This is a genomic window from Paenibacillus macerans, from assembly GCF_900454495.1.
Classification (GTDB): Bacteria; Bacillota; Bacilli; order Paenibacillales; family Paenibacillaceae; genus Fontibacillus; species Fontibacillus macerans.
On record NZ_UGSI01000001.1, the window covers coordinates 584,280 to 604,227 of the forward strand.

General features: G+C 56.9%; 20 protein-coding genes. 19 read left to right on the forward strand and 1 reads right to left on the reverse strand.

What is annotated here, in order from left to right; genetic code table 11:
* Window positions 1–16: 16 nt before the first annotated feature.
* Both DYE26_RS02710 and DYE26_RS02715 read left to right on the forward strand, forming a co-directional pair.
* Complete coding sequence (locus tag DYE26_RS02710; protein WP_036621973.1) at window positions 17–643, forward strand: DUF1405 domain-containing protein; 627 nt, start codon at window positions 17–19, stop codon at window positions 641–643.
* 376 nt (window positions 644–1,019) lie between these two features.
* Complete coding sequence (locus DYE26_RS02715) at window positions 1,020–1,928, forward strand: sporulation protein YpjB (RefSeq protein WP_051985388.1); 909 nt, start codon at window positions 1,020–1,022, stop codon at window positions 1,926–1,928.
* Window positions 1,929–2,021: 93 nt separating this feature from the next.
* Here DYE26_RS02715 and DYE26_RS02720 read toward each other — a convergent pair whose 3' ends face one another.
* Window positions 2,022–2,891 carry a YitT family protein gene (locus tag DYE26_RS02720; protein WP_036621975.1) on the reverse strand — a complete coding sequence of 290 codons (870 nt, stop codon included), beginning with the start codon at window positions 2,889–2,891 and terminating at the stop codon, window positions 2,022–2,024.
* Between the two features lie 155 nt (window positions 2,892–3,046).
* Here DYE26_RS02720 and DYE26_RS02725 point away from each other — a divergent pair, with 155 nt between their 5' ends.
* From DYE26_RS02725 to DYE26_RS02805, 17 genes are all read left to right on the forward strand, one after another.
* Entirely contained in the window at window positions 3,047–3,391 is a 345-nt protein-coding gene (locus DYE26_RS02725) for a nucleotide pyrophosphohydrolase (protein WP_036621981.1), read from the forward strand.
* Between the two features lie 93 nt (window positions 3,392–3,484).
* Window positions 3,485–4,015, forward strand: a complete 531-nt coding sequence (locus DYE26_RS02730) for a tetratricopeptide repeat protein (protein ID WP_036621983.1) — start codon at window positions 3,485–3,487, stop codon at window positions 4,013–4,015.
* A 22-nt stretch (window positions 4,016–4,037) separates the two neighbouring features.
* Window positions 4,038–4,841, forward strand: a complete 804-nt coding sequence (dapB, locus tag DYE26_RS02735) for a 4-hydroxy-tetrahydrodipicolinate reductase (protein WP_036621986.1) — start codon at window positions 4,038–4,040, stop codon at window positions 4,839–4,841.
* 18 nt (window positions 4,842–4,859) lie between these two features.
* Complete coding sequence (gene mgsA / locus DYE26_RS02740; RefSeq protein ID WP_036621989.1) at window positions 4,860–5,282, forward strand: methylglyoxal synthase; 423 nt, start codon at window positions 4,860–4,862, stop codon at window positions 5,280–5,282.
* Entirely contained in the window at window positions 5,279–5,992 is a 714-nt protein-coding gene (bshB1, locus tag DYE26_RS02745; RefSeq protein WP_036622002.1) for a bacillithiol biosynthesis deacetylase BshB1, read from the forward strand. Before mgsA ends, bshB1 begins: the two co-directional genes overlap by 4 nt.
* Before the next feature lie 41 nt (window positions 5,993–6,033).
* Window positions 6,034–7,194 (forward strand): N-acetyl-alpha-D-glucosaminyl L-malate synthase BshA, encoded by a 1,161-nt coding sequence (gene bshA, locus DYE26_RS02750; RefSeq protein ID WP_036622003.1) that lies wholly within the window; start codon window positions 6,034–6,036, stop codon window positions 7,192–7,194.
* A 65-nt stretch (window positions 7,195–7,259) separates the two neighbouring features.
* Window positions 7,260–8,630 (forward strand): CCA tRNA nucleotidyltransferase, encoded by a 1,371-nt coding sequence (locus DYE26_RS02755; protein WP_036622005.1) that lies wholly within the window; start codon window positions 7,260–7,262, stop codon window positions 8,628–8,630.
* Entirely contained in the window at window positions 8,612–9,592 is a 981-nt protein-coding gene (locus tag DYE26_RS02760) for a biotin--[acetyl-CoA-carboxylase] ligase (protein ID WP_036622006.1), read from the forward strand. The genes DYE26_RS02755 and DYE26_RS02760 overlap by 19 nt, the downstream gene beginning before the upstream one ends.
* A 291-nt stretch (window positions 9,593–9,883) precedes the next feature.
* Entirely contained in the window at window positions 9,884–10,753 is an 870-nt protein-coding gene (gene panB / locus DYE26_RS02765) for a 3-methyl-2-oxobutanoate hydroxymethyltransferase (protein WP_036627969.1), read from the forward strand.
* Window positions 10,750–11,652 carry a pantoate--beta-alanine ligase gene (gene panC / locus DYE26_RS02770; RefSeq protein ID WP_036622011.1) on the forward strand — a complete coding sequence of 301 codons (903 nt, stop codon included), beginning with the start codon at window positions 10,750–10,752 and terminating at the stop codon, window positions 11,650–11,652. The genes panB and panC overlap by 4 nt, the downstream gene beginning before the upstream one ends.
* Complete coding sequence (gene panD / locus DYE26_RS02775; RefSeq protein ID WP_036622012.1) at window positions 11,653–12,036, forward strand: aspartate 1-decarboxylase; 384 nt, start codon at window positions 11,653–11,655, stop codon at window positions 12,034–12,036.
* A 149-nt stretch (window positions 12,037–12,185) separates the two neighbouring features.
* Window positions 12,186–12,815, forward strand: coding sequence for a tetratricopeptide repeat protein (locus DYE26_RS02780; RefSeq protein WP_036627970.1), 630 nt, complete (start codon window positions 12,186–12,188; stop codon window positions 12,813–12,815).
* 197 nt (window positions 12,816–13,012) lie between these two features.
* On the forward strand, window positions 13,013–15,895 hold the full coding sequence (gene dinG / locus DYE26_RS02785; RefSeq protein ID WP_036622013.1) for an ATP-dependent DNA helicase DinG: 2,883 nt from the start codon (window positions 13,013–13,015) through the stop codon (window positions 15,893–15,895).
* A 12-nt stretch (window positions 15,896–15,907) separates the two neighbouring features.
* Window positions 15,908–16,564: a redox-sensing transcriptional repressor Rex gene (locus DYE26_RS02790; RefSeq protein ID WP_036622016.1), complete on the forward strand. Its 657-nt coding sequence runs from the start codon at window positions 15,908–15,910 to the stop codon at window positions 16,562–16,564.
* Window positions 16,554–17,852 (forward strand): amidohydrolase, encoded by a 1,299-nt coding sequence (locus DYE26_RS02795; protein WP_036622018.1) that lies wholly within the window; start codon window positions 16,554–16,556, stop codon window positions 17,850–17,852. The genes DYE26_RS02790 and DYE26_RS02795 overlap by 11 nt, the downstream gene beginning before the upstream one ends.
* Before the next feature lie 389 nt (window positions 17,853–18,241).
* The gene (locus DYE26_RS02800; protein WP_036622019.1) at window positions 18,242–18,727 is read left to right on the forward strand and encodes a cell wall elongation regulator TseB-like domain-containing protein; all 486 of its coding nucleotides are present in this window, start codon (window positions 18,242–18,244) and stop codon (window positions 18,725–18,727) included.
* A gap of 135 nt (window positions 18,728–18,862) precedes the next feature.
* Window positions 18,863–19,864 (forward strand): phosphotransferase, encoded by a 1,002-nt coding sequence (locus DYE26_RS02805; protein ID WP_036622020.1) that lies wholly within the window; start codon window positions 18,863–18,865, stop codon window positions 19,862–19,864.
* The last annotated feature ends 84 nt before the right edge of the window (window positions 19,865–19,948 follow it).

Consider the following 19,948-nt stretch of genomic DNA (forward strand, 5'->3'; position numbering starts at 1 on the left):
AGGAAGGAGCAGTCCGTTGAAATTATCGTATTTCTGGAGCCGGGCCTTTTTGGCGTCCCGTCCGATTTTATGGGCCTTATTCGTATGCAACTTGCTGGGCACGGTTTACGGGTATATTTGGTACGATGGGCAGCTGCGGTATACCTGGGAGAACCATCCGCATTGGCAGATTATATTTGTGCCCGACAGCCCAACGGCCAGTCTCTTTTTCACGTTAACGCTGTTGTTTCTCCTGTTTCCGCAGGCGCTGGGGAGGTTTACGGGGGTTCGATCGCTGCTTGAAGGACTGGCTGTCGTGACAAGCGTGAAGTACGGCGTATGGGCGGTGTCGATGATCTTTGCCGGCGCTTACCAGGGCGGCCCGCTGGTCTGGCAGGATTGGATGCTGGTCGCATCGCATTTGGCGATGGCCGTTGAAGCGCTGCTGTACGTGCGTCTGTACCGGTTTGGGCCGATCATGCTGCTTGGCGCCGGGGCTTGGACGCTGCTGAACGATACGGTCGATTATACATATGAAGTGTATCCGTGGCTGCCGGAAACGTTGTGGGACGATGTGCCTGCGGTTACGGTGTTTACCGTCGCTTTGACCGCCGCCAGCGTTGTCGCGGGGTGGTTGGCGCTGAAAGGCGCAAAGAGAGCCTAGTAGACGATTTTGGAAATAATGTCGGCAAAATTAGTCTGTTGAAGATTTCGGGTGACAACATCAAGGAAAAAAAGGGCGCTATTTCAGCGATATCCCCCTTGTTGCGTGAAATAGAGGAATTTTATGGAGCTATTCTCACGATTTAGTGGCGAAGGACCGTCTTTCGACCTGTTCATCGAAAATTAAGACCCAAAAGTTCCGCTATTTTATGGGGACGATACTGAACACAAGACTAATATAGAACAAAGTGATCAACTTTTAATCACGAAACAGGTCACGAAGCGGACTTGTCATCGAATCTTTGAACAGGTACTTAAACGTTGAAGGTTCTACCCATGGACAGCCTGCCATACGATGATGGTAGGGAGGGATGTCCGTGAAAACGAAAGGAAAGCTCGGGTGGCTTTTTGTGCTGTTGCCGCTGCTGCTGCTGGCAGGCAGTCCGGCGGCCGCGGCCTCCCCGGCAGGGAAGGGGTTAGACGGCGGCCGGGCCCCGGCTCCGGTCTCGCAATTGTCCGACGAAGAGCGCGGGGATAAACTGAAGCAGCTGGAAACGGCGGCGGAAGCGCTGTACGGCCATATGCAGCAAGGGCGCGTCGAGGAGGCCCATGCCGAGATGGAACGGTTGATCGCCGCGCTTGAAGGCGTTTCTTTTAAAGGCTTGACCTCGGTGGAAGGCATTCATGCGCTTGCGGAAAGCATTATGGACGCGAGAGAAACGCTTGCCCGGTCCGAGATCGTCCCCGATGAGTGGTCGCGCTCTTCGGCCGTGCTGCGGCTGGCCGTAAACAGCCTGCTTCATAAGGACAAGGGGTTATGGCTGCAATATTACAAAGTAATGGCCGATGACATGCAGCGGATGAACAACGCCCGCGTAGGGGGGCAATCGGAGAAGCTGCGCGCGGCGTTTGGGAATTTGCAGCAGCATTACGAGACGATCCGCCCGGCCGCCGTCATTCGCCGCGATCCATCCACGGTCAACCGGTTTGATTCGTGGCTGTCTTACGCCGAACGGCTTAGCAATGACCAACCGATGGACGAAGCGGCGCTTATGGAGGCGATTCGCCAGGGGGAAAGCGCGTTAAAGGCGCTGTTCGGCCGCAAAGGCGAAGAGCCTGTGTTCCTGCCGATCGCCGGCTACGAAAATCCGTGGTATTGGAGCGGTTTGATCGGATTATGGATCGTGCTCGCTTTAGGATACACGGGCTTACGTAAATTCCAGGCTGCTCAGACGGTCACAGCGGTAGGCAGAACCGACGAGGATTCGTACCGGCACCGCTTTTAACACCGCGAAATAGCCGGCGGCAAGGGATCATTCCACTCCCTTGCCGCCGGCTATTTTTTGGTCTTGTAGACGGTAGCCGTGGTATTTTTCGTCTTAATCTTCCTTAAACCCTTCCCCGTGCACATCATGCACATCGCTGATAATGACGAACGCCCGCGGATCGACCGACTTGGCGATGCGCTGGAGCCGCCGGATTTCCTGCCGCGACACGACGCAGTAGGCCATATGCTTCGCCTGCTTGGAGTAGGCGCCGATCGCCGGTATCAGCGTGACGCCGCGCTCCATCTCCTTCGTGATGATGTCGGCGATTTCCGGGGCGTGATCGCTGATGATCGTAAACGCCTTGGCGGAATACGCGCCTTCCTGAATGAAATCGATCACTTTGGAGGCGATGAACACGGCGACCAGTGTATACAAAATATTCTCCTTCCTAATATAGAACAGCGACAGCCCGATGATGATCACGTCCAGCGTCAGGATGACCTGGCCCATGCTGAACCCGAATTTCCGCCCCAAAATCCGGGCAACGATGTCCGAGCCTCCGGTTGTGCCGCCGAAGCGGAAGACGATGCCAAGGCCGGCGCCCAGCGTCACTCCCGCGTACAAGGAAACGAGAATATAGTCGGTTTTTGTTTCAAACGGCAAAATCCAGCCGTGATCGATCAGCCGTTCGAACAGCCACAGGAAAAAAGAAAGCGAGCCGATGCCGATGCCGGTCCAGACGATGGAGCGGCCGCCCAAAACTTTCCACCCAAGAAGAAAAAGCGGAATGTTCAGCAGCAGGTTGGAGAGCGACGGCGAAATGCCAAACGCATAATTGAGCAGCAGCGTAATCCCGGTAACGCCGCCTTCCATCAATTGATTCGGCAATATAAAATAAAGAAGTCCAAACGCGTATACCGCGGTTCCGAGCAGTATCGGCAAAAGCGTTTTGAAAAAAACGGCCAGCTTGTTGGAAAACATCCGATCCCTCACCTGTTCCAAAGGATGAACCTTTGCATTTTTTAACCTATATTAGTATACCTTTTTCCGCCCCGATTAAAAAAGGATTTGTTTTCGCCCCGCCTTTACGATAACATAGGGAAAAACGGGAATATTGTCGGAGGGATAGGCGCTTTATGACGTTGAAAGAAAAAACTCTGGCGGAGATGCAGCGCGAAGTAGACCGGTACATATCGCAGTTTAAGGAAGGCTACTTCAGCCCGTTGTCCATGCTGGCCCGCATGAGCGAAGAAGTAGGCGAGCTGGCCCGAGAGGTAAACCATACGTATGGGGAGAAGCCGAAAAAGCCGGATGAAGCCGAAAACTCCATCGAGCTGGAACTCGGCGATATTTTATTTATTACGATCTGTTTCGCCAATTCCCTGGGCATCGACCTGACGGAGGCGCATGACAGAGTGATGCACAAATTCGCGACCCGCGACGCCGATAGGTGGACGAAAAAGGACACCGAACAACCATAACTTTCATATGCTGTCAGTATGATCATCCCTACAAGAGGATGTTCAAAAAGTCATGACTTTTTGAACACGCACTATAGAATAGGGGGGCGGCGTATGAAGGCGGAGGAATTTTTGTATAAAGCTTACCGGAGCATCTACGAAAACGACTTTGAGCAAGCGCAGCATTGGTTTGAGCAGGCGCTGGCCGCCGAGCCGGATCATGCGGATATCCATTACCGTTACTCGATTACGTGCGCCCGCAGCAACCGCTTGGACAAAGCGCTGATGCATGCCAGGCTGGCTGCGGCTTTGGCCCCGGACCAGGAGGAATACAGGCTGCATTATGACCGGCTGCAGTCGATGGAATTGACGCATATGGCCAAGAAACGGCTGGAGGGCCGCGAAGAGAGCGGCAGGAACGCGGCCGAACCGGCCACGCGCATGCTCAAGCGGGCCGTGGAGCTTGATCCGTTATCCGCGGATGCTCAGGTATGGCTGGCGATTGCCTACGGGGAGCTGGGGCGGTATGAGCAAGCTTTGCACGCCGTGAGAGAAGCGGCCGCGCTGCCTGTGGACCCCGGTATAGCGAAAGAGCTGCAAGAGTTGGAGCAGCGTTTCAAGTCCAAAATCAAACAATCATCATAGTAAAGAATGCGAGGAGATGTACATGTCGGATCCGATTAAAGTTGCCGTGGCCGGCGCGGCTGGCAGAATGGGGAAGGAAGTCGTTAAAATGGTGCTTGAGGACCCCGATCTCCAGCTGGTGGCGGCCGTTAGTGTATCGAAAGCCGGGCTGGACGCCGGAGTTGTGGCCGGCCTGCCGGAATGCGGAGTGGCGCTGTCAGACAACCTGGAACAGGCTTTGGCGGAGCATCGCCCGCGGGTGCTGGTTGATTTCACGACGCCGGCGTCCGCTTTCTCCAACACCGAACTGGCGATCCGGCTCGGCGTTTCTCCGGTTGTCGGCACGACAGGGTTCACCCCGGAGCAAATCGAAGAGTTGGACAAGCTGTGCCAAGCCCGGGGGATCGGCGGATTGATCGCTCCGAATTTTTCGATCGGGGCCATCCTGATGATGAAATTCGCGGCGCAGGCGGCGAAGTATTTCCCGCATTTGGAGATTATCGAATACCATGGGGATCAGAAGCTGGACGCCCCTTCGGGGACCGCGGTGAAAACGGCCGAACTGATCGCGCAAAACCGGCAGGAGCTGCGGCAGGGCAATCCGCACGAGGAAGAAACGATCGAAGGGGCGCGCGGCGGGTATTACAACGGCTTCCGGATTCACAGCGTGCGGCTGCCGGGCGTGTTCGCCCAACAGGAGGTTATTTTCGGCGGCTTTGGCCAAACGCTGAAAATCCGCCACGACTCTTATGAACGGGCCGGATATATGCCGGGGGTTAACCTGGCGATCAAGAAGGTGCTGGAATACGAAGGCATGGTTTACGGATTCGACTATTTTGTTGAATGATAAGGAGATTATGACCGTATGATAAACATTGCATTTATTGCTCATGATCGTAAAAAAGAAGATATCGTTAATTTCGCCATCGCTTATGAACATGTGTTTAAGGATAAAAAGCTGTACTCCACCGGAACGACGGGCAAACAAATTATGGAGAATACGAGCTTGAAAATCCACCGTTTCCTGTCCGGCCCGCTGGGCGGCGATCAGCAAATCGGATCATTGATCGCCCAAAATGAAATGGATCTGGTCATTTTCCTCCGCGATCCGCTGATGGCTCAGCCGCACGAGCCGGACATCACGGCGCTGCTGCGCCTGTGCGACGTGCACGGCATTCCGGTCGCCACGAACATGGCCACGGCGGAAATTTTGGTGCGGGCGTTGGACCGCGGCGATTTCGCCTGGCGCGAGCTGGTGGAACAGTATAAACCGGGGCTGGGACAATGAACGGGCCGCTGGATATTTTGATTTTCGGCGCGCATGCCGACGATGCCGAGATCGGAATGGCCGGCACGATCGCCAAACACGTTCACGCCGGATACCGGGTCGGTATTTGCGATTTGACGGAAGCCGAGCTGTCCTCCAACGGCAATCCCGAGCTGCGCAAGCAGGAAGCGGAGCGGGCCGCGCAGGAGCTTGGTCTGGCCGTGCGCCTGAATTTGGGATTGCCGGATCGCGGGCTGTCCGGTACGCCCGAACAAATCGCCGCCGTGGCCGAAACGATTCGCGAGCATGCGCCGCGCATTGTGTTCGCCCCTTATTGGGAAGACCGGCATCCCGATCATATCGCCTGCAGCAAGCTGGTGGAGGAGGCGGTGTTTAACGCCAAGCTGCGCCGTTATATGCCGGACAAGCCGACGGTTCCGGAGCCGGAGCTGTATTTTTATTTCATCAACGATTGGAAGACGCCGGACCTGGTAGTGGACGTCAGCGATTTTTATGAGGTAAAAGAGCGGGCGCTCGGCTGCTATCGTTCCCAATTCGGGCAAGGCGCTCCCGGCGAGGATGTCGCCGAGACGCCTTTGAACCAGGGCTATGTCGAACGCGTCAAGGCCCGGGACGCGCTGCTCGGGCAGCGGAAGCTCATTCCGTACGCCGAAGGTTTTGCGGTAAAATCGGCTTATCAAGTTAATCTATTCGGGTCCCGACGCACATAATCATAATCAGGGAACTAGAACATGAAGGAGGCCCCCGCCATATGGATCCATTTTTGAAAATAGGCATCACCTGTTACCCTTCTTTGGGCGGTTCGGGGGTTGTCGCCACCGAGCTTGGGAAACTGCTGGCGGAAAAAGGGCATGAGGTGCACTTTATTTCGCATAGCGTTCCTTTCCGTCTGGGTGGTTACCATAAAAACATTTTTTATCATGAAGTGGAAGTCAGCGATTATTACGTGTTCCGCTACCCTCCTTACGATTTGTCGCTTGCGACGAAAATGGCGCAGGTCGCCAAAACGCAGGGGCTGGATGTGCTGCATGTCCATTACGCCGTTCCCCATGCCGTTTGCGCTTTTTTGGCCAAACAGATGATCGGCGACTCGCTGAAGGTCGTCACCACGCTGCACGGGACGGACATTACCGTATTGGCCCAGGACGAATCGCTGAAGGACCTGATCCGGTTGGCGATTAACGAGAGCGACGCGGTCACGTCGGTTTCGCTGGATCTGACGCGGGAGACGCGGGAGGTGCTGGACATCACCCGGGATATCGATTTGACGTATAATTTCGTCGACGAGCGGGTGTATTACCCCCGGGACGCGGCCGGCTGCCGCGCGGACTTCGCCGAACCCGGCGAACAAGTGCTGATGCATATTTCCAATTTCCGCCCGGTCAAGCGGGTGGCGGACGTCGTGGACATCTTCCATCGCGTCAACGAAGAAGTGCCGTCGAAGCTGCTGCTTGTCGGCGAAGGACCGGATCTTCCGAAAATCCAGCTGAAAATCAAAGAGTTGGGGCTAAGCGACCGGGTGCATTTTCTCGGCAAGCAGGACGATATCGCACACGTCATTTCGATGGCCGATATTTTGCTGCTGCCATCGGAGAAGGAAAGCTTCGGCCTGGTCGCTTTGGAGGCGATGGCCTGCGGCGTGCCGACGGTCGGAACGATTGCCGGGGGCATCCCGGAGCTCGTGAAGCACGGCGAAACCGGCTTCCTCGCCCCGATCGGCGATACGAAACGGATGGCCGAATACTGCCTGACGCTGCTGAAAAGTCCGGAGCTCGGGGCAAAGATGCGGGAAGCCTGCCTGACCCGGGCGAGAAAAGAATTCAGCAGCCAGCAAACGATGGCCAATTATGAAGAGATTTATTACCGTGTGTTAAACCTTGAGGCTCCGCAGTTGAAGCCGGCGTGCAGCTAAAGGGGCACGGCGCGCCGTACCCGCCTATGCCGGCCGGGAGCGAAGGAACGTTTGGAGGCAAGCCAATGAATCGCTGGACACAGGTAGACCCCCTGATGGTGAATCAGGGGGAAATGGTGCTGCATACTTTGCTGGAACGCGGGTTCCAGGCTTTTTTTGTCGGCGGCTGCGTACGCGATGAGCTGATGGGCCGGCCGGTTCACGATATGGATATCGCCACCTCGGCCAAACCGGAGGACGTGGTCGCGGTTTTTGAGCGCACGGTTCCGACGGGGATCGAGCACGGCACGGTTACGGTGCTGATGGATGACTATGCGTTCGAGGTGACGACGTTCCGCAAGGAGTCGCAATACGAGGACCATCGCCGGCCGGCATCGGTGGAGTTCGTGGACGCCGTTAACGAGGATTTGCTGCGCCGCGATTTTACGATGAACGCCATCGCCCGGGATATCGATGGGGCGCTTATCGATCCGTACGGAGGCCAAAGCGACATCAAACGCGGCTTGATCCGCTGCGTCGGCGCGGCCGAGGAGCGGTTCGAGGAGGACGCCCTGCGCATGCTGCGGGCGGTCCGCTTCGCTTCGGTGTTTGGCTTCCGCCCGGCCAAAAGCCTGTGGAAAGCGCTGCTGCGCGGCAAGGACAAGCTGTCCTACATCGCGATGGAGCGCGTGCGGACCGAGCTGGAGAAGGTCGTGCTCGGTCCGCGCCCGCTGCGCGGCCTGGCCTTGCTGGAGCGCAGCGGGCTGCTGCGGCATGTGAAGGCGGCGCTGCCGGAGGCCGTGGCGGGCGACGCGGAGCCGGAGCGGCAGAGCCAGGCGCGGCTGACGCGGCAGCTGCTTGCGGCCGCGCCGCGGCGGGAGCTGCTGACCGCGCTGCCGGAGCTGCCGCCGGAGCCGCAAGCGCTGCGCTGGTCGCTGCTGCTGCAGGCGCTTGGCACCGGCGGCGAAGACGTCATCCCGCTGATGAAACGGTGGACGTTTCCGAACAAGGCCGCCGAGGAGACGGCGGCGATCGTCCGCTTTGACGAGGCTTGGCGGCGGGCCGGGGCCGAGGAGCGCGATGCGGCGTCGCTTCGCCGCCGCTGGGTCGTCCTGCAGGTGACGCTCGGTCAAACGGCGGCTGCGTGTTGGCTAGGCCGGCAGGCTGCCGTATTGGCGGCTGCGCCTCTCTCCGAAGCGCAGCGGATAGCTGAACGGGAGCGGCTTGACCTCGCCCGGCGCTGGCATGGGGAAGTGCGGGCGCACGCCTTGTCCGAGCTGGCCGTCAGCGGCAAAGACGTGCTTGAGCTGACCGGTCAAAAAGGCGGCCCTTGGCTCGGCGAACTGATGAAGCAGCTTCTTTTATCGGTCGCCGCCGGGGAGGTACATAACGATAAACAAGCGTTGCTGGAGTACGTGAAAGCGGGGTTAGACGTAGCATGGAAGCAAACCGATTGATCGACATGCTCCTGGAGCATCCGGGGCAATATATATCCGGAGAGGAGATCAGCCGCCGCCTTGCGATCAGCCGGACGGCGGTATGGAAGCAGATCGCCAAGCTGCGCGATGAGGGGTATGAGTTTGAATCCGCCCCGCGGCGCGGTTACCGGCTTATTCGCAAGCCCGACAAAATTGCCCATTCCGCCTTGGCGCGGGCGCTTGAGGGCCGCGCTCTGTTCGGGCGGCAAATCCGGCTGCTCGAACGGACGGTCTCCACGCAGGCGGAGGTTCGGGAGCTGGCCGAGGCCGGGGCTCCGTCCGGCACCCTGGTCGTCGCAGAGGAGCAGACGGGCGGCCGCGGCCGTCAGGGCCGGGCGTGGTATTCGCCGCCGGGCAAAGGCGTGTGGATGAGCCTGCTGCTTCGCCCGGACCGGCAGCCGCTGTCCTTTGCGCCGCAGCTCACGCTGCTGATTGCGGTGGCCGTATGCCGCGCCGTGCGCCGGGCCGCCGGCGTCGATGCGGGGATCAAATGGCCCAACGATCTGCTTGTGCACGGCCGCAAGCTTTGCGGCATCCTCGTCGAATCGGTCGGCGAGGACGAGCTGATCCGCTACGCCATCGCCGGTATTGGGATCGACGTCAATCTGGAGGCCGAAGATATCCCTGAAGAGCTTCAGGACGTCGCGACGTCACTGTACATTGAAAGCGGCCGCCGCATCGACCGGGCCGAGCTGATCGGGATGGTGCTGGCGGAGCTGGAACAGCTGTATGAGCTATACATTCAAGAGGGCTTTGCGCCGATCGGCCATCTGTGGGAAGCTTTATCGGTTACCCTGGGCCAGCGGGTCACGGTCAAAACGCCCGCCGGAGACGTCAGCGGGCTGGCTACGGCTCTCGATCCTTCCGGGGCGCTGGTGCTGGCCGAAGATGACGGAAACATGCGCACTATTTTTTCCGGCGAAGTGCAAATTGGCGGATGAAAAACGTGACGCAATTTGTTATACTGTGCTCAGGAGGCGGTATCGGCACACGTTCGAACTGCACTCCCCAGCAGCTGTAGGTTAATGTGATGAAGCCTGCGTTGGATTCTGCTCTGAGCCGAAGAGGACCGAGACAGAAGGAACGAAGCAAGTGACTCCTTCTATGCATTCGGACCTTTTTAGTGCCAAACTAAAAGGTTTTTTTGTCGTGCGCGTTTTTTCGTTGTACAAAGGTACGCGGGTACGCGAATGGACGCGGCGCGGCAGGCCAAACCGAAGGAGATGGGAAAATTGGCTGGAAAACAAGCATTAAACATCGTGAAATTGAAAAAAATGAAGCAGGACGGTACGCCGATTGCGATGATTACCGCCTACGATTATCCGTCGGCGCAATTGGCGGAAGAGGCCGGCGCGGATATGCTGCTCGTCGGCGATTCGCTCGGCAATGTGGTGCTGGGTTACGATACGACGATTCCGGTGACGCTGGACGATATGGTCCATCACAGCCGCGCGGTGGCTCGGGGGGCGCAGCATACGTTTATCGTGACGGATATGCCGTTTATGACGTATCACGGCAGCGTTGAAGAGACGCTGAAGAACGTCCGCCGCCTGATGCAGGAAGGGCATGCGCACGCGGTCAAGATGGAAGGAGGGGCGGAAATCGCCCTGGCCGTCCAGGCGATCGTGCAGGCCGGGGTGCCGGTGCTGGGCCATATCGGGCTCACGCCGCAGTCGGTCAACCAAATCGGCGGCTACCGCATCCAGGGCAAAGATGCGCAGGACGCCCGGCGCCTGCTGGAGGACGCCAAGGCGCTGGAGCGCGCGGGGGCGTTTGGGATCGTGCTGGAGCTGGTCACCGAGGAGGTGGCGGAGGCGATTTCCAAGGAGCTTTCCATTCCCACGATCGGCATCGGCGCCGGCCGCGGCTGCGACGGCCAGGTGCTCGTGTTTCACGATGTTCTTAAATATACCCCGGATTACCGGGACAAACGTTTCGTCAAAACGTATGCCGACATCGGAACGCAAATCCGCAGCGGCATTTCGGAATACGTACGCGAGGTCAAAACCCGCGCTTTCCCGGCTCAGGAGCATGTGTTCGCCGCGGAAGACGGCGTGCTTGAGACGTTGTACGGCAAAGGAAAGGTGGAAACAAAAGCATGAAGACCTTTACGGAAATCCGGGCGCTTCGGGAGCATTTGCAGGCGGAGCGTTTTGCCGCGGCGGGGAAAGGGGAGGACCTGCGGGTTGGACTCGTCCCGACGATGGGCTACTTGCATGAAGGCCATGCCAGCTTGCTGCGCAAAGCGCGCGGCGAGAATGACCTCGTCGTGCTGAGCGTGTTCGTCAATCCGATCCAGTTCGGACCAAACGAAGATTTTGAACGGTATCCGCGCGATGCGGAAAAGGATTTGGCGCTCGCCGAACGGGAAGGCGTCGATGCTGTATTTATGCCGAGCGTAGAGGAAATGTATCCCCGCCCGACCTGGACCAAGGTCAAAGTCGCGGAGCTGACGGAACGCCTCTGCGGCGCTTCGCGGCCGGGGCATTTCGACGGCGTGACGACCGTCGTGAGCAAGCTGTTTCACATCGTGCAGCCGGCCCGCGCCTATTTCGGGCAAAAGGACGCCCAGCAGGTGGCCGTGATCGCCCAGATGACGGAGGATTTGAATTTTGACGTGGAGATCGTTCCGTGCCCGATCGTACGGGAGGCGGACGGCCTCGCGCTCAGTTCGCGCAACGTATATTTGAGCCCCGAGGAGCGCAAGGCGGCGCTCGTGCTGTCCAGAAGCCTTCTTCAGGCGCGGGAGAAAGCGCAAGCGGGCGGGGCGGTCACAGCCGGCGAAATCCGCGCGGATCTGACCCGGAGCATTGGCGGTGAACCGCTGGCCGATATCGATTACGTGGAGATCGCCGATTTTCCGGGACTGTCTCCGCTCGCCGACACTGAACGCCTTGACGATGCCGGCCGCGGCGCCGACGCGCTTATCGCGGTGGCCGTGAAGTTCGGCACGACGCGACTGATCGATAACGTGATTTTGACCAAAAAGGGGATGGCCTAATTGTTCAGAACGATGATGAAATCAAAAATCCACCGCGCGACCGTGACCGAAGCGAATTTGAACTATGTCGGCAGCATTACGATCGATGAAGAGCTGATGGAGGCCGCCGATATTCTGGAGAACGAAAAAGTGCAGATCGTCAACAACAACAACGGCGCGCGCCTGGAAACGTACGTGATTCCGGGACCGCGCGGCAGCGGCGTCATCTGCCTGAACGGCGCGGCCGCGCGGCTCGTGCAGCCCGGCGACAACGTCATTATCATTTCCTACGCGGCGATGTCTCCCGAGGAAGTGCGCAGCCACCAGCCGACCGTCGTTTTCGTGGACGAAAGCAACCGGCCCGTGGAAAAAGCCCATCAGGAGCTGCACGCGGCCATTCGTTAAATAAACCCGTACCGCGCGCCTGAATTTCGCCGCCAATCGGAAGCAAATATATGCAATTGACGCTTGCGGGAATGAAAAGCCCGCCCGAAACAAAAAATGATCTTAAGGCTCGGACTGATTTCATTTTCGTTAAGGGTGGGATGCGAATGATGTTTCAGCATGTTTTTGCGGAAATGAATGAGATGTTGGATGATATTTCGCGTAAATATCCGCTGGCCGCGGGCGCCCAAAAGCAGGAGCTCGCGCAAGCATGGCGACTGCTCAAGCACATGAGCGACGGGATCATTGAAGAGTGGCTTTGTTTCGAAGAGAAGATGGCCGCGCTGCGCCAAAAATGGGGCAGCCTTGAAGCCGAGGAGGTCCTGTCGCTCCCCGAGATCGAAACGGGTCCGTTTATCAAAGGACAAGGTTATTATAAATTGATGATGTTTCCCCAAGCGCTGGAGCAGTTTGAGCAGGTGCTGAAGCAGTATCCCGGCAGCGCGCTTGGCCGTACCTACCTGGCCATGTGCCATCTGCATCTGGAGCGAAGCGAGGAAGCCGCGCGGCAGTTTTGGCTCGTTCTGGAGAAAGCCGGAAACAAAAGGCTTCGCTCCATCATTTATAATGCGCTCGGCTGCATCGAGGCGCAAAAAGGCATTTTGGCCAAAGCCAAGGAATACTTTACCCTGGCTCATCACAGCGATCCGTCCCTCGCCGAGCCTTTGGCGAATCTTGAGGCATGTTTGAGCAGCACGGGCAAATTGTATTATGGCAATGAATTGGCCTCTTTGCTGTAAACCGTCTTAATCGTTGGCATGATCGAACTTTTTATGGCAGAACCGGTTGAGCGATGCGTAAGTCCGCCCATGAGCGCGGGCGCATCGCTCTTTTATTTTGTGATTTTAATTACACATAACGCCCGGCATGAATTTTCAAATCGCTCTTCTTCTGTTATGCTGTATTAGAGACTGGAACGAAAGGGACTTAAAAAGCAATGAAATATGCCGTGCTCGATTTTGAAACGACGGGCAACCAGTCCTCCGATGAAATTATTCAAGTGGGACTTGCCATTATAGAACCGGATAAGTCGATTTCGCAGGTATACAACTCCTTCGTCAAACCGGGAATACCGATTCCGCCGTTCATCACGGGGTTGACCGGCATCACCGAAGACGATGTCAAGGATGCGCCGGACCTCGACGAAGTGATGATGGAGATGGTTCCGCTGCTGAACGATGTAGTGCTGGTCGGGCACAATGTCGCTTTCGACTTCAACTATCTGCAAAGCGCTTTGGACAAAACGGGTTATCTGCCGTTTACGGGGCGGATTCTGGATACGATGGACTTCCTGAAAATCCTCTTTCCTTCGCTGACCTCCTATCAGCTGGGGCTTGTGGCCGCCGAATTCGAGGTGCAGCACGAGCGTCCGCACCAGGCGGACAGCGACGCCTTGGCGACGGCGCTGATTTTTCTGAAATGCCTGGAGGAATGCGAGCGGCTGCCGCTGTTGACCCTGCAGCGCCTGGCGGATTTGTTTGCGGGCGAGGACAGCGACCTCGGCTGGTTTTTCGATGCCATGGTCCAGGAGAAGGAACGCGAAACGGAGCAAAGCGATGACGGTTACATCTTTTATCGCCAGTTCGCGCTGCAGGCCGAGGATTGGATGGATATCGAATCTCCGCGGGGCGCTATGGCGGACAATCCGCTGGAGGGTGTGTCCTTTGAGCAGTTCATGGAGCAGGTGAGGGAGCGGCTGCGCGAAAGGCTGCCCCAATACGAGGAGCGCGATGCTCAGAACAAGATGCTGGAGGAAGTGAGCCGGGCTTTTAACGATGACAAGCATCTGCTGATCGAAGCGGGGACCGGAACGGGGAAATCGCTTGGTTACTTGCTGCCCGCGATCTACCATAGCGTCAAACGGGAAGAAAAAGTAATGGTCAGCACGCATACCATCAACCTGCAGGAGCAGCTTCGGGAAAGAGACGTTCCGCTGCTCGCCGAGGTGGTGCCGTTTCCTTTCCTGGCTGCCGTATTTAAAGGCAGGCAGCATTATTTGTGCTTGCGCAAATTTGAACATAAAATAAATAGAAGAGACTTTGCCACGCCGAAAGAAGAGGTGATGACGGCGGCGCAATTGGTAGTGTGGCTGACGCAAACGGTCAACGGCGACGATGAAGAGCTCAATTTGGGCAATCGCGGCGGCGATTTCTGGGAAACGGTGGCCAGCGAGTCGGACTCCTGTCTCGGGCGGTCCTGCCCATGGTTCCGCAAATGCTTCTACCATCGGGCCAAACATGAAGCCGGGGTCGCCGATGTGGTCATTACGAACCACTCCAAGCTGTTTACCGATATCCAGGCCGGGCATCAGCTGCTGCCGGGATACGAGCGTCTGGTCATCGACGAGGCCCATCATTTGGAGGATGTGGCGGGGAAACACCTGGGCATTCATATGAAGTATTTTACTGTCATTCATACGCTCACCCGGCTGTTTAAAGACAGCAAGACCGGCCAGCTGCCAAATCTCCGCATCGCTTTGCAGGCGGCGGGGGGCGAAAAAACGGGCGAATGGTGCCAGGTCATCGACGAAATGTACCCGACGCTGATCGATGTGAAGGAAAGCTGGGACAAGCTCAGCGAGCTGCTGTTTGCCCTGATGCCGGAACGGAGCGACGCCGCGCCCGGCGATCCGGGCCAATTCGTTTACCGCCTGCTTCCGCTAAAGAAACCGAAAGAATGGGATAAGCTGCTGGCGCTGGAGAACCAGATCTATGTCTCGCTAGGGGACGTGCTCCGCAAAGGCGACCGGATGCTGGCGCAAATCCGGGAAGAGCAGGAGGATTACGGTTCCGAAAGCCTCCTGACCGACATCAACGGGTTATTCAAGGATTTGGCCAACGAGCGGGAGGCCCTGCGTTTCTTCATGAAGCTGGAGAACGAGGAGACGGTGTACTGGATGGAAGCGAACGGGAATTTCCGCAGCCGCTCCCTGCAGATGTATGCCGTTCCGATCGACGTTAGCGCGCAATTGAAGGAATACTTTTTCGACAGAAAAAAAAGCGTGGTGATGACCTCGGCGACGCTGTCGGTCGACAAGTCGTTCCAGTATATGATCGAACAGCTGGGACTGACGGAAGCGGCCGGGGAAGGACGGCTGAACACGGCGATGCTGCCGTCGCCGTTTGATTACCGCAGCCAGGCGCTGCTCGTCATCCCGCGCGATTTTCCGAGCGTAAAGGGGAGCGTGGGCGACGACCATTTCGTCAGCACGCTGGTGCGTTCGCTCGCCGATACCGCGGTTGCGACGCAAGGCCGCATGCTGGTGCTGTTCACATCGTACCGGATGCTGCGGCAGGTTTACGAGCCGTTGAAGGAGCTATTGTCGGCGCAAGGAATCACGGTCATCGGCCAGGGGATGGACAGCGGCAGCCGCAGCAAGCTGACCCGGCGCTTTCAGGGCCAGGCGGCGTCCGTGCTGCTGGGGACGAGCAGCTTCTGGGAAGGCGTGGACATTCCGGGCGAAGCGTTGACGAGCCTGGCGATCGTCCGCCTGCCCTTCCAGCCCCCCAACCATCCGCTGGTGGAAGCGAAAAGCGAACGGCTGCAGAAGGAGAAGAAAAATCCTTTCATGAAACTGTCCGTGCCCCAGGCGGTCATCCGCTTCAAGCAGGGATTCGGCAGGCTCGTCCGCTCCTCGCAGGACCGGGGGATCGTGGTTGTTTACGATACCCGCATCTTGGAGTCTTACTACGGGAAATACTTTTTATATTCACTGCCCGGGCCGAAGATGGAGCATATGCCGCTCACTCAGATGGTTCCGCGCATATCGGAATGGTTAAATCCGGGAGACGAAAACGTCTCTAAGTCCGCGTCAGAATAGGGGGATAAACGTATGAAATCCGAAAAAATTTCCGATGCCGTCGTCCGCCGGCTGCCGGTGTATTTGCGGTTCCTCAACGAGCTGAGCCGGCGCGAAGTGCCTACGGTGTCCTCGCAGGAGCTCGGCCAGAAGCTGGACCTCAACCCGGCCCAGATCCGCAAGGATCTGGCCTACTTCGGCGATTTCGGGCGAAAGGGCATCGGCTACGATGTCGCGTATTTGATCGAGAAAATCCAGCAAATCCTCAACTTGGACCAGCAGATCAACGTTGCGCTGGTCGGCGCCGGTAATTTGGGGCAGGCGCTTTCGAATTACAACGCTTATTTGAAAGACAACATGAAAATCGTGGCGGTGTTCGACGCCTCTCCGGCCAAGATCGGCACGCAAATCAACAACATCACGATCCAGCCGATCGAAGACCTGACGGAAACGGTGCGGGAGAAAAATGTCCGGATCGGGATCATTACCGTCCCGGATTACGAAGCGCAGCGCGTGGCGGATCAATTGGTGGCGGCGGGAATCGGGGCCATTCTGAACTTCGCTCCGACGATTTTGAAGGTGCCGCCGGAAGTCCGCATCCATGCCGCCGATTTCACGACCGATTTGCTCAGTCTGGCTTATTATTTGAATGATGGAAACGGAAAGGAACAACCTGCCCATGAGTCGTAAATGGTTAATCAAGAACGGAACCTTTGTCGTGTTCGAACAAGATCGTTCCATTGTACAGGGCTATATGCTCGTTGAGGGCGATACGATTTCCTATATCGGCGAGCAGCTTCCTGAAGGGGCGGAAGACGCGGAAACCTTCGACGGAAAAGGGCTGCTGTTCATGCCGGGGCTGATCAACACGCACGGCCACGCGGCGATGTCGCTGCTGCGCGGATACGGCGACGACATGGTGCTGCAGACCTGGCTTCAGGAAAAAATGTGGCCGATGGAAGCCAAGTTCACCGCCGGCGATGTGTACGCTGGGACGGCGTTGTCCGTGCTGGAGATGCTGAAAGGCGGAACGACCACGTTCCTGGACATGTACGACCATATGGATGAAGTGGCCAAAGTGGTTCAGCAGTCGGGCATCCGCGCCGTGCTGATGCGCGGCGTCATCGGGTTGTGCCCGCCGGACGTGCAGCAGCAGAAGCTGAACGAAGCGATCGCGTTTGCGAAAAATTGGCACGGTCAGGCGGACGGCCGAATCACGGCGATGATTTCGCCGCACGGGCCGTACACCTGTCCGCCGGAATTTTTCGAGAAATTCGTGCAAGCGGCTAATGATCTGGATCTGCCGATGCATACGCATATGTCGGAGACGCGGGCGGAAGTGGAGCAAAACGTGAACGATTACGGGGTCAGACCCGTTCAGCATTTGCTGAACCTCGGGATGTTCTCCCGTCCGTCGCTGCTTGCTCACGCCGTGCATTTGACCGATGAGGAGATCGATATTTTGGCGGCCCATAACGTGGCGGTGTCGCACAATCCCGGCAGCAACCTGAAGCTGGCCAGCGGCGTGGCGCGGGTGCCGGCACTGCTTGGCAAAGGCGTGGTCGTTTCGCTTGGAACGGACGGCGCCGCCAGCAACAACAACCTCGATATGCTCGAGGAGGTCCGCCTCGCCGCGTTGATCCACAAAGGCGTTTCCGGCGATCCTACCGCCGTTCCGGCGCTGGAAGCCCTCAAAATGGGCACGGAATACGGGGCGAAGTCGGTGTTCTTGGCGAATACGGGGAAACTCGCGGCCGGCATGAAGGCGGATTTTATCGCGCTGAATACGGAACAGGCCCATTTCCTGCCGAAGACGGATTACGTTTCCCATGTCGTCTATTCGGCCGGCTCCAAAGATGTAGAGCATGTGTGGGTTAACGGCGAGCAGTTGGTCAAACACGGGGCTTGCCTCACCCTCGACGAGGAGCGTATCCGGCGCGAGGCGCAAGAGGCCTTCGAAGGGCTGCTGGCCCGGTAGGCGCTTGGAGGCTTGGCACTGGTTGCTTGCTGCTTTTTGAATGGCGCGTGAAGCTGCGGCCGTGGACGTGGACGTGTCATGTTCGTGGCTGCACCTGTGGCTGTGCCTGTAATTACGGCGATTTAGCGGTAAAAAAGGGCGTTATTTTCGGATTTGAAGAGGTTTCCGCTGCAATAAGGGACTTTTTTGTCGCTATTTCCCGGCATAGGCCGTGATATTGACGATATCGCCGTCCTCGGGGAAAATAAGAACTAACATAGCCGTTATTTTAACGATGCGGAGGAAAAACGGCGGAATAACGACCGGAATTAACGTTATTTTTCTGCGACTGTGCGAATGTGCGCGAATGTGGGTTTAGACGACTGGCTACAGGGGAAAGGAAGAGAAGGTTGAGAAAGAGAACCAAGTGGCTCCTGCTTTCGCTGCTGATTTTAGTGATCGTGCTTTTTGCCCTTCACCGTTTTTATATCTACGTTCTTCAGGATACCTGGGCAAGCGAAAATGCAGTGATTGAGCAGGCGAAACAGGAGACGGACCTGGTCCAGGGCGATAAAGTGTGGAAATCGGTGTGGGACGATGTGTGCTGGGTGGTCCAGGGCAAAGACGGGTCAGGCCGGGAGATGATGGTATGGCTCCGGGAAGGTCATGAACCCGTGGTGCGGCTGCTCTCGGAAGGTGTGTCGGAGACCCGGGTGCGGACGATCATTAACGAAAGCCTGCCCGGGATTACTATCGTCAGGCTGGTGCCCGGCATCTACAATGAACGGCTGGTATGGCAGCTGTTTTATAAACAAAAGGATCACCACTACTACCGTTTTTACGATTTCGGCACCGGTGAGGCGTTGAACGATGTATTTACGCTTCCGAACCGCTGATCCGCCATGAAGTGAACCGAATAGGAGATTTGAAGCATACGGTTTCTATGTTCAGCAACTTGGACGTGGAGGCCGTTTTTTGTAATATGAAAACATACGTTCGATTGAATTTTAATATTTTCATATTAGGAGGGCATGCGCTTGGTGAATTCCGATCAACCGCCGTGCGAGCAAAGGATTTATAACGATGTAATGAAATCGTTCCAGGATTATTTTGGATTGCGTATCCTGCAAGCAACCCCAATCAAACGCGGCTGGCTTAATTTAAAGTGGAAAGTTGAAACGGATTCCGGAGAATACGTGCTAAAACAATACAATAAGGAGAGGTACCGGCTGTACAATCCAAGCCAGCTTTCGACGGCGCTTTCCGAACAAATCAGATTATTCCGCCAAGGTATCGCCTGTCCTCAGCTTTTTACATACCAAGACCAAATCATGCTGGAGTCCGAGTGTGGGGAGAAGTTCGTGGCCATGCAATATTGCAAAGGCAAATTGATCTCTCCCGGGGAAGCCAACGCCTCCCAAATTCATGATTTGGGGAGAATGACGGGGAAAATGCACCTGCTGCTAAACGACGGGACGCTTGGAAGGGGACAGGCCCCGCAATTTATCCCGCCTAGCCGTGAGGAACGTTTGGCTCATTGGAAAGCGGTCCGGGCTGAAGCGGAATCGTCAGGCAAAACCGATATTCTCGAACCTGTCGAAAAACAACTGCTGGCCACGGAATCGGTGGATCCGCAAAGGTTTGAGGGGATCCGGCAAGGCTGGGCGCACCGCGATTTGTGGGCGGACAACCTGTTGTTCGACGATGATCGCTTATCGGCTATTTTGGATTTTGACCGGCTCAATTTTGAATATCCCTGGCTGGACGTCGCCCGGGCGGTCATGTCATGCGCCTTTCAGGAGACTTTGGACGTTTCGTTAGCCGCGGCGTTTCTTGAAGGATACGGCAAAGAATGCCCGTTGCAGGAAGGATTATTGGTCCGCTCGCTGGAACTGCTTTGGTATATGGAAAGCGCTTGGTGGATTCATGAAAACATGGATCGGCACAGCGCTCCGCCTGCCCGGTTTGCCAAAGAAATGATTTGGCTCGCCGGCCATCTGGGCGAGTTGCCGCTTCTGCTTGAGAATATGTAGCAGTCTACCCATTTAAAATTTGAAATATAGCCATACTTTTTTTCGATATTTGATAGATCATGTGATATACTCTTATTTGTGGAT